Raw genomic sequence first — 13,171 nt, 5'->3', positions numbered from 1 at the left:
GGGAGACTGGACACCGTGGCGCAACGGCTGATCGTCATCGGCGGGGACGCGGCCGGGATGGCGGCGGCCTCACAGGCGCGCCGCCGTCGGGGTCGCGACGACCTGGAGATCGTCGCCTTCGAACGGGGACACTTCACGTCGTACTCGGCGTGCGGCATCCCGTACTGGATCGGCGGCGTCGTCAAGGAACGTGACCAGCTCATCGCCCGCGACCCGGCGACCTTCCGCGACGAGTTCGACATCGACGTGCGGCTGCGCACCGAGGTCACCGGCATCGACCTGGGCCGCCGCGAGGTCATCGCCCGCGACCTGGACCACGGCGGGCAGCGCCGCGAACGGTTCGACACCCTGGTGTACGCCACCGGCGCGGTCCCGGTGCGGCCGGACTGGGCGGATGACGACGTCACCGGGGTGTTCGGCATGCAGACCCTCGACGACGGCGCCGCGTTGCGCGAGTGGCTGGACGCCGAGCCGCGGCCCCGCCGCGCGGTGGTCGTCGGCGGCGGCTACATCGGGGTGGAGCTGGCCGAGGCGCTGATCCGGCGCGGTCTTGCCGTCACGCTGGTGGAGCAGGGCGAGCAGCCGATGTCGACGGTGGACCCGGACATGGGCGCCCTGGCCGCCGACGCGATGCGCACGGTCGGCATCGACGTCCGGACCGGGGTCGAGGTCACCGGGATCGAGGAACGCGACGGCCGGGTGTCCGCGGTGGTCACCGCCGACGGGTTGATGCCGACCGACGTCGTGGTGCTGGGGCTGGGGGTACGCCCGAACACGGCCCTCGCCGAGGCCGCCGGCCTGCCGCTGGGTCCCTCCGGCGGGGTGCGGGTGGACCGGCGGATGCGGGTGGCCGGGGTGCCGGACGTCTGGGCGGCCGGCGACTGCGTGGAGACGCTGCACCGGGTCAGCGGGCTGCCGGTGCACGTCCCGCTCGGCACGCACGCCAACAAGCAGGGCCGGGTCGTCGGGATCAACATCGGCGGCGGGTACGCCACCTTCCCCGGTGTGATCGGCACGGCGGTGACGAAGGTCTGCGACGTGCAGGTGGGGCGCACGGGCCTACGCGAGCGGGACGCCGCCGCCTCCGGCTTCGAGTTCGTCTCGGTGATCGCGGAGTCCACCAACCGGGCCGGGTACCATCCGGGCGCCGAGCCCATGACGATCAAGCTGATCGCCGAGCGCCCCACCGGCCGGCTGCTCGGTGCGCAGATCGTCGGCCGCTGCGAGGCGGCCAAACGGATCGACGTGCTGGCCGTGGCGCTCTGGAGTGGCATGACGGTGGACGAGATGACCTCGCTCGACCTCGGCTACGCCCCGCCGTACGCGCCGGTCTGGGATCCGGTGCTGATCGCCGCTCGCAAGGCCGTGGACGCCCTCGCCGGACTGGGTCGCTGACCCCTGCGCCGGTGGCGCTGGTACGACGACGCACGCTCCCGCAAGCTCGTTCGGTGACAGGACCTCCGCCCCTGGTCGACATTTCTGTGTCGAACCGTTGACGTCGGTGTTAACGCACACATATCTTCTGGGCAACTTCACGGGGGCGATTCCGACCGCGAGTTCCATCGACCGAGCCGGTTTCTTCGTCATCGCCCATGGAAGGGGCGCTCATGGTTCGTCGTGTTCCGCTCCTGGTCCTCGCCGTCTCCGCCGGCCTCGCCACGCTGCTCGCCGGGGTTGCGGCCCACGCCGCACCGGCGACGGTCACCAACGCCACGCAGTTCACCGACACCACCGGCGCGGTGGTCCACGCCCACGGCGGCGGCGTGATCAGAGTCGGTTCCTACTACTACTGGTTCGGCGAGAACCGCAACGCCGACAACACCTTCCGGTACGTCTCCGCGTACCGCTCCACCGACCTGAAGACGTGGGAGTTCCGCAACCACGTGCTCACCCAGGCCACCGACCCGGAACTCACCGTCGCGAACATCGAGCGCCCGAAGGTCGTGTTCAACAGCGCCACGGGAAAGTACGTCATGTGGATGCACAAGGAGAACGGCAGGGACTACAACGAGGCCCGTGCCGCGGTCGCCGTCTCCGACACCGTCGACGGTGACTACACCTGGCGGGGCAGCTTCCGGCCGCTGGGCCACATGTCCCGCGACATCACCGTGTTCACCGACGACAACGGCGTCGGCTACATGATCTCGTCCGCCCGGGACAACTTCGACCTGCACATCTACCGGCTCACCGCCGACTACCAGGGGGTCGACAGCCTGGTGGCGAACCCGTGGCCGGGCGGCCACCGCGAGGCGCCGGCGATGTTCAAACGCAACGGCGTCTACTTCATGCTGACCTCCGGCGCGACCGGCTGGAACCCGAACCAGCAGCGGTACGCCACCGCCACCAGCCCCGCCGGCCCGTGGACGGCGATGGCCGACGTCGGCGACCAGACCGCGTACGGCTCGCAGACCACGTACGTCCTGCCGGTTGAGGGCACCTCGGGCACCTCGTACCTGTACCTGGGCGACCGCTGGGGCAACTCCATGGGCAGCAACGTCAACGGATCCCAGTACGTCTGGCTGCCGCTGACCTTCCCGACCGCGCGCACCATGAACCTGCCCTGGTACCCGCAGGTCGCCATCGACACCGCGGCCGGCACCGTCACCGGCGTGGGCGGCGGCCCGTACCACAACCTCGTCGCCCGGCACAGCGGCAAGTGCCTCGACGTCTCGGACAACTCCGCCACCAACGGCGCCAAGATCCTCCAGTACACCTGTAACGGCGGACTGAACCAGCAGTGGCGGCTGACCGACGCCGGCGGCGGCTACTACCGGATCATCGCCCAGCACAGCGGCAAGTGCCTCGACGTGTCCGACGCCGCCACCACCGACGGCGCCAACGTGCTGCACTGGGCCTGCGGCAGCGGCACCAACCAGCAGTGGCGGTTCGAGGACCTGGGCAGCGGCTACCACCGCATCGTCGCCCGGCACAGCGGCAAGTGCCTGGACGTCGCCGACGCCGCCACCACCAACGGCGCCCGCCTGATCCAGTGGACCTGCGGCACCGGCACCAACCAGCAGTTCCAGCGACGCGCCGTCTGACAGGCGACGCGCCACCACCCCACAGGACGGGGCCGTACCGGAGACACACTCCGTACGGCCCCGTCCGCGTCGTCGCACCGGGCTCGTTGTCGGTGGGCCCGGTTAGCGTGAGCGCGCTGTCAGCGGTTGCGGACCTTCCCCCCTCGGAGGCATCTGATGTCGCAGGAGACGACCTACCTCGAACTGTCCGAAGTGGACGGTGGCGCGCACAAGTTCTACGAGGTCGTGGTGGATGACACCGCGCTGACCGTGCGCTACGGCCGGATCGGCGACCAGGGGCAGGTGAAGACCACCAACTACCCGGACAACGCCCGCGCCCGGGCCGCCGCCGCCCGGAAGATCGGGGAGAAGATCCGCAAGGGGTACGCCCCGGCGGTGCGCGGCGCCCGGCAGAAGCGGCCGGTGTCCCGCCGGCAGATCGTCAGCACCCGCTCCACCGCCCGTACCGCCCCGGTGCTCTGGCGGTACGACTCGGGCGCGCCCGCGTTCGGCGTCTTCGTCGACGGGCGCACGTGCATGGTCGGCAACGAGCGGGGCGTCATCACCACCCTCGACCACGACGCGCGGATGCTCAACCAGGTCCGGCTTCCCGACGGAGTGAAGTGCATCGTCGCCGACGACCACTGGATCTACGCGGGCTGCGACGACGGCAACGTCTACGACCTGTCCGGCAAGGTGCCCCGGGTGGCGTACGCGGTCACCCCCGACATCGACATCTACTGGCTGGACATCCACGACGGCGTGCTGGGCGTCTCCGACCGCGAGGGCGGCATCGCCGCGATCGACCACGAGGACGAGTTCCTGTGGCGGCGGCCGGGACGCGGCCGCTCCGCCTGGATGGTCCGCTGCGACCGCGACGCCCTCTACCACGGCCACTCGGCGGGAGTGACCGGTTGGGACTGGCGTACCGGGCGGGAGCTGTGGCACACCCGCACCGGCGCGGTGCTCTTCGGCTGGCAGGAGTCCGACGCCGTCTTCGCCGGCACCGGCACCCGCGAGGTGGTGCGGCTGGGCAAGGACGGGCGGGCCCAGCAGACGTACCGCTGCGACGCCGCCGTCTTCTCCTGCGCCACGGCCGAGGGCGGCCGGTACGTCTTCGCCGGTGACAGCGCGTCCTCCATCTACTGCTTCGACGCGGCCGGCAACCGGCTGTGGAAGCTCGGCACCGGCTGCGGCTCCGCGTACTCGATGCAGTACCACCGGGAACGGCTCTACGTCGTCACCACCAGCGGCCACCTGGCCTGCATCGACGCCAGCGAGCCGGCGATCCGGGCCGCCGAGGCGGGCAGCGTGCCGGAGGTGGTGGACGTCAAGGCGCCGGCCCGGCTTCCCGAGCCGGCTGCCTGGTCCACCGTGGAGGTGACCAGCGACGACCGGGGCGGGGTGGTGGTGGAGTGCGTCGAGGAGAGCGGCCGGCTGCGCATCCACGTCCTCTCCGAGGGCTACCGCCGGGACTGGACCGTGCAGTTCCCGAAGGGCATCCGGGAGCCGGGGGTGCGTTACCTGGTCACCGGGATCCGTGAGGCGGGCCGGGGCGGCTTCTACCGGGCGTACGGGGACATCCGCCGGTTGCGTTGAGCCACTCGGTTCCGGTGCTCCAGGATGAGCCGGTGGAGATCCCCGAGGGGTTGTCGTGGGTACGCGCCGAGCCGGCCGAGCGGGAGTGGCTGGCGGCGTTGCCCGCCCTGAGCGAGGCGTGCGCCCGGCGCTGGTCGCTGCGGCTCGGGCCGCCCTTCCCGTACGCCTTCGCCTCGCTGGCGATGCCCGCTGAGCTGCCCGACGGCACTTCGGCGGTGCTGAAGCTCCAGTACCCGGACGCGGAGAGCGCGCACGAGGCCGACGCCCTGGTCGCCTGGGACGGCCACGGGGCGGTGCGCCTGCTCGACCACGACCCGCAGCGACGGGCGCTGCTGGTGGAACGCTGCCAACCCGGTACGCCCCTGCACGACCTGCCGCCGGACGCCGCGCTGGACGTGGTGGCCGATCTGCTGCCCAGGCTGTGGCGTCCGGCTGGCGCGCCGTTCCCCCTGCTCGCCGAGGAGGCCGCCGGATGGGTCGCCCGGCTGCGGGCACTCGCCCGAGGCGGTGCGCCGCCGGCTGGACCGGATCACCGGCGCGCTGGGGCTTGACGGGGACCGGGTGCGGGGCTGGGCCATCGGGCACACCCTGCTCTGGGCCATCGACGGCACGACGGTGTGGCCGGACCAGATCGAGGTGGCCCGCTGGCTGACCGCCGGCTGACCGGCCCTCCTCGCCGATCCCCTCCGCCGCGGGGGCGAGGCCGCCGGACAGCGGCACCTGCCCGCCGTCGGTGGCGGTCAGCCGGGTTGGCAGGCGGCGCACCAGTAGAGGTTGCGGCCGGCCAGCGTGTCCCGGCTGATCGGGGTGGCGCAGACGTGGCAGGGCGCGCCGGGGCGGCGGTAGACGTACACCTCGCCGCCGTGCCGGTCGACGCGGGCCGGCCGGCCCATCGCCTCCGGCAGGTGGGCGTCGCGGACGGTGTCGATCCGCCCGTGCGCGACGGCCCGGGTCATCAGCGCGACCAGATCCGCCCAGAGCGCGTCCCAGCCGGCCGGGGTCAGGTCGCGGCCGGGCAGCGTCGGCGGCAGTCCGGCCCGGAACAGCGCCTCGGTGACGAAGATCAGCCCGGTGCCGGCCACCACCGACTGGTCCAGCAACAGCGCGGCGAGCGGCGTGCCGCTGCGCCGGATCCGGTGGTACGCCCGCCGCGGGTCGGCGTCGGCGCGCAGCGGGTCCGGGCCGAGCCGGCCGCGCAGCGCCGCCACCTCGGGCGGGGTGAGCAGCTCGCAGGCGGTGGGCCCGCGCAGGTCGAGCCAGTGCCGGTCGCTGGTCAGCCGCAGCCGGACCTGCCCGACCGGCTCGGGCGGTTCGCCGTCGCCGTCGGTGAACCTGCCGTAGAGGCCGAGGTGGACGTGGAGGGTCACGTCGTCGGCGTAGTGGTGCAGCAGGTGCTTGCCGTACGCCTCGGTGCCGTCGAGGACGGTGCCGCAGAGTCGGGCGGCGCCCTCGGCGAAGCGGCCCTGCGGGCTGGCGGCGGTGACCTTGTCACCGGCGAGGAGCGCGGCGTGGCGGGCCGCCAGGCGGTGGATGGTGTGTCCCTCTGGCACAGGGGCCAAGGGTACTCACCGCTGCCCCCGGGGCCGCGTGGAACGGAGTGGATCACGGAGAGGGCGCGGAGCCGGGGCCGGGGCACGAGTGTGGCCGATCGGCGCACGGGGTACGTACCGGACGACATCGCGTGGCAGCCACGACCCCTCCGGCCTCCACGCACACAGAAGGAGGTGTGGAGATGAACCTTCCCTCACTGTCCCGACGCCGCGAGACGGCCGTCCGGGACACCGACGGCGACGGGCGGATCGACGGCCGGGACGGCCAGCCCGTGGTCACCGACCAGGATTCCGACCGCACGACGTACCGCAGCGCGGCGGCCGACCCCGACTTGCGGGACGCCGACGCGAAGCGCCGGGCCGCCGAGCGCGCCGCGACCGCCCGCCTCGTCACGGCCCGCGCCGATGCTCCGACCGGGCAGGTGGCGGCCGTCGACGGGCAGCCCGGGCGGGCCGGCCGACTGGGCGACGGGGACGTCGACACCCGGCCGACCCCACCGGTGGCCGATCCGGCCGCCGAACGGAGCATCGATCGGGACCGGGACGGGGTGCCCGACCGCTCCGAGGCGCCGGTGGTCACCGGCCCGAAGCCCCGGACCAGCCTGCTGGCCACCCTCGGCCTGGTCGTCTCGGTGGTCGCGGCGGCTGCCGTACTCACCGGGACCCTCGCCGGGTACGGCATCGCCCTCGGCGCGGCCGGTGCCGTGCTGGCCGTGCTCGGCCTGATCGCCACCCGCCGCCGGCACGTGGCCGGTACGACCGACGCCCTGATCGGCATGTTGGTCGGCCTCGCCGCCGTGGTGCTCGGCGTCATCGCGATGACCGGCCAGTTCGACTGGCCGACCACCGACGGCGACCAGGTGACCCGGTTCCGCGAGTGGCTTGACTCACAGTTTGCCCACCGCGTCTGACGGGCACTGTCCGGCTGCCGGTGGGATGCCGGCGACGCCCGAGGGACTGGTGGTTCACCAGCGGGCACATCCTCTTCCGGGGGCGGCGGTTCGCCGCCCCCGAAGTCTCTCCCGGGGCCGGTGCCGCGATGCGCGGCACCGGCCCCGCGTCTGTGCAACGGATCGTCAGCGAACTGGCCGCAAACGCAACGATCCGACGGCGTACGCAAGCCTCGACGGTGGATATCGTCCACCCGCTCCGCATACCGTTGACCATCGGCGCCAGCCCGTGGGCCACGGAGGCCGGGCGCGCCCGACCCCCCAGGAGCAGGACATGACGATGGACGCCACCAGCCAGCGCTTCCTGATGTGCCGGCCGACGTACTTCGCCGTCGACTACGCGATCAACCCGTGGATGGACCCGACCGCGCCGGTCGACGCCGACCTCGCCGTCCGGCAGTGGGAACGGCTGCGCCAGGTCTACCTCGACCTCGGTCACACCGTCGAGCTGATCGACCCGCTCCCCGGCCTGCCCGACATGGTCTTCGCCGCCAACGGCGGCACCGTGATCGACGGCAGGGCGATGGCGGTGCAGTTCCGCGACCCGCAGCGCGCCGACGAGGCCCCCGCGTACCGCGCCTGGTTCGAGGCCTCCGGGTTCGAGCTGTACGACCCGAAGCACGTCAACGAGGGCGAGGGCGACGTCCTGCTGGCCGGCGACCACCTGCTCGCCGGCACCGGGTTCCGCACCGCGCACGCCGCGCACGCCCAGCTCCAGGAGGTCTTCGGCTACCCGGTGGTCACCCTGCAACTGGTCGATCCGCGCTTCTACCACCTGGACACCGCGCTGACCGTGCTCGACGAGCGGACCGTGGCGTACCTGCCGGAGGCGTTCTCCCCCGGCAGCCAGGCCGTGCTGCGCCGGCTCTTTCCCGACGCCGTCCACGCCACCATGGCCGACGCCGAGGTGCTGGGCCTCAACGCCGTCAGCGACGGCCGGCACGTGGTGCTGCCCACGCAGGCCACCGGCCTGGCCGCGAAGCTGCGCGACCGGGGCTACCAGACCGTCGGGATCGACCTGTCCGAGCTGCGCAAGGCCGGCGGCGGACCGAAGTGCTGCACGTTGCGACTCCGTCAGGGAAAGGCGAGCAAGTGATCGAGGACATGCTGCGGACTCCGGCCGCGGTACGGGACGCCGAGCGTCACACCGCGCACAACTACCACCCGCTGCCGGTGGTGATCTCCTCCGCCGAGGGCGCCTGGCTGACCGACGTGGACGGTCGCCGCTACCTGGACTGCCTGGCCGGCTACTCGGCGCTGAACTTCGGCCACCGGCACCCGACGCTGATCCGGGCCGCGCACGAGCAACTCGACAAGCTGACCCTCACCAGCCGGGCGTTCATCCACGACCAGTTCGCCGACTTCTGCCGCGAGTTGGCCGCGCTCTGCGGCAAGGACCTGGTCCTGCCGATGAACACCGGCGCCGAGGCGGTGGAAACCGGGATCAAGGTGGCTCGCAAGTGGGGCTACCAGGTCAAGGGCGTCGCCCCGGACCAGGCGAACATCGTGGTCGCCGAGGGCAACTTCCACGGCCGCACGACCACCATCGTCAGCTTCTCCACCGACGCCGACGCACGCGCCGACTTCGGGCCGTACACCCCGGGGTTCACGGTCGTCCCGTACGGCGACCTGGCGGCGCTGGAGGCGGCGATCGACGAGAACACCGTCGCGGTGCTGGTGGAACCCATCCAGGGCGAGCAGGGCGTGGTGGTGCCGCCAGCAGGCTACCTGCCGGGTGTACGCCGGGTGTGCACCGAGCGCGACGTGCTGTTCGTCGCCGACGAGATCCAGTCGGGGCTGGGCCGTACGGGCACCACCTTCGCCTGCGAGCACGAGGGCGTCGTGCCGGACATGTACCTGCTGGGCAAGGCGCTCGGTGGGGGCATCGTGCCGGTCTCGGCGGTGGCCGCGAACGCGGACGTGCTGGGGGTGCTGAGGCCGGGCCAGCACGGCTCGACGTTCGGCGGCAACCCGCTGGCCTGCGCGGTCGCCACCGAGGTGGTCCGCCTGCTGGCGTCCGGCGAGTTCCAGCGCCGCTCCGTCGAACTGGGCGAGCGGCTGCGGGTCGGTCTGGAAGGTCTCGTCGGCCGGGGCGTGGTCGCCGTCCGGGGCCGCGGCCTCTGGGCGGGCCTGGACATCGACCCGGCGCTGATGAGCGGCCGGGACGCCTGCGAGCGGCTGATGGAGCGGGGCGTGCTGGTGAAGGACACCCACGGATCCACGATCCGCCTCGCGCCGCCGCTGGTGATCACCGAAGAGGAGATCGACCACGTGGTGGCCCAGCTCGCCGCCGTCCTGGCGGGCTGACCAGGGCCACCGCCCCGTGGCGCACCCGTCGCCCCGGGCCGCGCCCGACCGCCCTGGCGCACGTGGCGGTGTCCAGACACCTGGACACCGCCACGTGCCGCGATCCGTGCCCGCCAACCGCCGGTCGCCGGGGCGCTGGTGCGCCGGCCACCGGCCCCTCGGCCGGGTGCTCGCGGGGGCGGCGGGCGGGTCAGGGGCGAGGTAGGCGCATGGCCATGGTGGGGGCCTCGGCCATGACCGAGGTGGGGGTGAACGGAGCGCCGCTGGGCAGCGCCTCGGCCCGCCCGACCTGCACGCCGGGGTAGAGCTCCACCATGTCGGCCCCGGCGAGCACGCGGGACTGCTTCGGCGCGAGCGGGACACGCTCCGACTCGACCAGTGACCCGTTGGGGCGGATACCCGAGCCGTTGGTGCTCACGTCGGTCACGATGACCTCACCGACGCGCAGTTCCAGCCGGATGTGGCTGCGGCTGATCCAGCGCCGCGCCTCGTCGTTCAGCCACTGGCCGAGCATGACGCCGCCCGGGCCCTCCGGGGCCCGACCGACCAGCACCGGCTGCTCCTCGGTGAGCACGAAACGCCGGCGGATCAGCCCGCCGATGCGTACCGCGAGCACCTCCGTACGCGGACGCGGGCCGGCGTCGGAGAGCCGGGCGCCGTGCCGCGGGCAGGTCGGCACCCCGTTGCGCAGCGACGGTGGCGGCTGCCCGGCCGGAGCCCGCTCCACCCGGGCCAGGTCGGCGAAGGCGCCGCCGCCCCCGCCCCCGCCGAAGAGCGCGCAGCCCGGCTCCGGACAGCGCCACTGCCGGGCCAGCAGCTTCCCGCCCGCCGGGGAGCGGTCCCCGGCCACCGGGGTCGGGCCACCACCGACGTGGGCGACGAAGGCCGGGCCGCCCGCACCGGGCACCGGGGCGAGCACCCGGCCCGCCTGCTCCACCACCCAGGGGAACCGCCCGCGCAGGCCGTCGAAGCGGACCCGGCTGAGCACCGGCAGGCCGAGCAGGTCGGCCACCTCCAGCATCCGGTCGCCGGGGTTGTCGAGCACCTCGACCAGCCCGTCGTCGGCCCAGCGGCGGACCACCATGCGCTCGTTGGAGGTGAGGTCGGCGTCGGAGAGCAGGGCCCGGTGCACCACCGCGTAGACCGGGACGCTGTCCTCCTCCAACTGCCGGGACAGGGCGTCGATCACCATGCCCAGCCGCAGCAGGCTGGCCGGTCGGCCACCGTCGAGGTCCTGGTAGCGGATCACCTCGGCGAGGTCCAGGACGGCCCGGGCCAGGGACGGGTCGGTGCAGACCCGACCCTCGATGGCGTCCAGCACCTTGCTGATCTCGAATCTCATCGGGCGCTCCGGACGATGTCGTCGATGTGGCGGGCCAACTCGATGTCGCGGTGGGTCACCCCACCGGCGGAATGGGTGACGCAGCGGAAGGTCAGGGTCCGCCACCGGATGTCGATGTCGGGGTGGTGGTCGAGCCGCTCGGCGGCCACCGCCACCCGGTCGACCACGGCGATCGCCTCGGGGAAGCCGCCCAGCTGCACGGTGCGGCTGATCCCGGTCGGGTCGCCCGACCACTCCGTCAGCCCGCCCAGCTCTTCTCGCACCGCCTCCGCGGTGAGCAGGTCTGCCATGCCCCGACCCTACCGGGACGGCCGTCGGCCGACGGAGACACCGCCCGCCACCATCGATCGGTAACCATGTCACCGTCCACTCACCGACGGCCGCCCATCCGGGGCCGGGTCAGCTCATCCGGCCGACCGCCGTACGCAGCCGGGCCAGGTCGCGGCGGCGCCGCTCGTACGTGGCGGCCAGCGCGATCAACGCCAGCCCGCCCGCCGCCAGGAAGATCCACCGGGGCAGCAGGTCCAAGCCGCGGGCCAGTTCGTGCAGGGCGAGCAGGGCCAGCGTCGTCCCGCCCAGCACCACCGGCGCCTGCCAGCGTCGGGTCGCGCCGACGAGGACCACCCCCAGCGCGGCGAACCCGAGCCCCAACCGCCGCCACGGCTGCGGCTCCGGGGCGACCAGCACCGACACCAGGCCGGGCAGCAGCGCGGCGGCGAGCCCGGGGCCGAGCGCCAGCCAACTGGTCAGCCCAGGCCGGGTACGCAGCGCCACCAGACCCGCGACGAGCGCCAGGCCCGCCGCCGGCAGGGTGTACGCCTCCCACAGCACCACCCCGCCCGCCACGAGCAGCAGCCAGACGCCGAGCAACTCGCTGACCCCGGCGATGCCCGCGAAGACCCACCGTCCGGCGGTGGACTCGCCGGGGCGCAGCACGCGCAGGCCCACCGCGACGCCCCACAACACGCACACCACCGCCGCGTGCCGGTACCCGGACAGGGTGAGCAGCAGCGCCACCAGCGCGACGGCCTGGGCGGCGGCCTCCAGCGCCTGTCCGGCCAGGGCCGTCCGGCGACCCGCCGCCGGCGCGAGGAACAACACCACCCCCGCCACGGCGAGCACGGTGAACCCGGCCGTACGCAACGGCAGGTCGGCGGCGAGAGGCGCGGCCACCGCGAAGCCGGTACCGGCGACCACCGCCGCCAGGCCGCCCAGCACCCGCGCTCCGGGCCGCCGTCCGGCGGCGGCGACCACGACGGCGGCGACCACGGCCAGCGCCAGCCCGGCGAACGTGCCGGCCGGGGTGGCGAAGAGCCCGGCCAGGCCGGCGAGGGTCCAGAGCAGACCGACCGGCACCACGACCAGGCCGAGCAGAAGGCCCGGCCGTACCGCGCCCGCGCCGGGGACGGCCAGGGCAGCGGCCAGCAGGGCGGCCAGGCCGGTGAGCAGCACCGCCGCCGGCGCCGCCGGCCAGGGCGCGCCCGCCACCACCAGCAGCACCGGCAGTGCCACCGCCGCGAAGGGGAACCCGACCAGCACCAGGGTGGCCCGTCCGGCGCGCGCCCGGGCGGCGGGCAGCAGGGCGACACCCGCCAGCACCAGCAGGACGCACACGGTGCTCCACCCGCCGCCCGCCGGGCCCGCCGCCGGTGCGCCCGACCAGGGCCGCACCGGCCCGCCGTACGGGGTGAACACCGCCGCGACGGTGGGTGGCAGCACGGCCAGGCCGGCGACCACGGTCAGCGTGGCGGCGACCACCCGGCCGGCGACGGCAGCCGGAGCGCGGCGGTCGACGGCGACCAGCAGCAACGCGGCCACCGCCGCGTACAGGGCCAGCGGTTCGGCCGGTACGCCCAGCGGCGCCAGGGCACACCCGCCGAGGGCCAGGGCCGACGCGGTCGAGGCGTACCCGTCGAGGTCCGGCCGGTGCCGGCGGAGCACGACGGCCGTGAGAAGCGACAGCACGGCGGCGGCCGACGCGCCACGCGCCTGCCACGCCGGCGTCGCCCCGGCGGTGACGAGCGCGACGACCGCCAGGAGCGGCGTGGCGAGCAGGGCCGCGACCAGCCCGGCCCCGCCGACGGCGCGCTGCGCGGGGGTGCCGCGGCGGGACAGGGTCGCGGCGGCGAGCCCGGCGGGCAGCACGACCCCGAGCGCGGCGAGCGTCCCGCCCCGGGTCGCCAGGGCCACCAGCAGTCCGTGCCCGACCAGGGTGGCGGCGGCGAACGACCCGGCCAGCGCGGTCGGGGTCCGCCGGGCCGCCCGGGCGACGGCGAGCAGCAGCGCCACCCCGGCCGCCAGGTCCACGGCGAGGGTCACCGGCCATGGCGTGGCGGCGACGGCCGGCAGCGCGAGCGCGGTCGACGCCACGCCGACCAGCCCGGTCACCGGGCGGGCCGGGCG

11 protein-coding genes are annotated in these 13,171 nt (G+C 74.3%); 7 read left to right on the top strand and 4 right to left on the bottom strand.

Annotated elements, in window-relative coordinates; genetic code table 11:
- Positions 1–15: 15 nt before the first annotated feature.
- The 4 genes from E1165_RS15765 to E1165_RS15750 all read left to right on the top strand — a co-directional run bounded on the left by E1165_RS15765 (position 16) and on the right by E1165_RS15750 (position 5,170).
- Entirely contained in the window at positions 16–1,395 is a 1,380-nt protein-coding gene (locus E1165_RS15765) for an FAD-dependent oxidoreductase (protein WP_132392148.1), read from the top strand.
- Positions 1,396–1,607: 212 nt separating this feature from the next.
- Positions 1,608–3,041, top strand: coding sequence for an RICIN domain-containing protein (locus tag E1165_RS15760; protein ID WP_132392146.1), 1,434 nt, complete (start codon positions 1,608–1,610; stop codon positions 3,039–3,041).
- Between the two features lie 156 nt (positions 3,042–3,197).
- Entirely contained in the window at positions 3,198–4,619 is a 1,422-nt protein-coding gene (locus E1165_RS15755; RefSeq protein WP_132392144.1) for a WGR domain-containing protein, read from the top strand.
- 32 nt (positions 4,620–4,651) lie between these two features.
- A complete protein-coding gene (locus E1165_RS15750; protein WP_243704798.1) occupies positions 4,652–5,170 on the top strand; it encodes an aminoglycoside phosphotransferase family protein in 519 nt (172 codons plus the stop codon).
- A 189-nt stretch (positions 5,171–5,359) separates the two neighbouring features.
- Here E1165_RS15750 and E1165_RS15745 read toward each other — a convergent pair whose 3' ends face one another.
- Positions 5,360–6,169, bottom strand: coding sequence for an Fpg/Nei family DNA glycosylase (locus tag E1165_RS15745; RefSeq protein WP_132392142.1), 810 nt, complete (start codon positions 6,167–6,169; stop codon positions 5,360–5,362).
- Between the two features lie 182 nt (positions 6,170–6,351).
- Between E1165_RS15745 and E1165_RS15740 the strand changes: the two genes are divergently transcribed.
- The 3 genes from E1165_RS15740 (at position 6,352) to rocD (ending at position 9,426) form a co-directional block, all read left to right on the top strand.
- Entirely contained in the window at positions 6,352–7,080 is a 729-nt protein-coding gene (locus E1165_RS15740) for a thrombospondin (RefSeq protein ID WP_132392140.1), read from the top strand.
- A 313-nt stretch (positions 7,081–7,393) separates the two neighbouring features.
- Complete coding sequence (gene ddaH, locus E1165_RS15735; RefSeq protein WP_132392138.1) at positions 7,394–8,215, top strand: dimethylargininase; 822 nt, start codon at positions 7,394–7,396, stop codon at positions 8,213–8,215.
- Entirely contained in the window at positions 8,212–9,426 is a 1,215-nt protein-coding gene (gene rocD, locus E1165_RS15730; protein WP_207916908.1) for an ornithine--oxo-acid transaminase, read from the top strand. The genes ddaH and rocD overlap by 4 nt, the downstream gene beginning before the upstream one ends.
- 190 nt (positions 9,427–9,616) lie before the next feature.
- On the opposite strand, the gene E1165_RS15725 is transcribed toward rocD, so the two are convergent.
- The 3 genes from E1165_RS15725 to E1165_RS29015 form a co-directional block, all read right to left on the bottom strand.
- Positions 9,617–10,768 carry an FHA domain-containing protein gene (locus E1165_RS15725; protein ID WP_132392136.1) on the bottom strand — a complete coding sequence of 384 codons (1,152 nt, stop codon included), beginning with the start codon at positions 10,766–10,768 and terminating at the stop codon, positions 9,617–9,619.
- Positions 10,765–11,058, bottom strand: coding sequence for a 4a-hydroxytetrahydrobiopterin dehydratase (locus tag E1165_RS15720; RefSeq protein ID WP_132392134.1), 294 nt, complete (start codon positions 11,056–11,058; stop codon positions 10,765–10,767). The genes E1165_RS15725 and E1165_RS15720 overlap by 4 nt, the downstream gene beginning before the upstream one ends.
- Before the next feature lie 109 nt (positions 11,059–11,167).
- Positions 11,168–13,171, bottom strand: a 2,004-nt coding sequence (locus E1165_RS29015; protein ID WP_371687350.1) for an SCO7613 C-terminal domain-containing membrane protein, incomplete at its 5' end; no start/stop codon positions are given.

Source organism: Micromonospora sp. KC723 (assembly GCF_004348595.1).
In the GTDB taxonomy this organism is placed as follows: Bacteria; Actinomycetota; Actinomycetes; order Mycobacteriales; family Micromonosporaceae; genus Micromonospora.
Note: the sequence above shows the minus strand (reverse complement) of the source record. Positions and strands in the feature narration are given on the sequence as shown.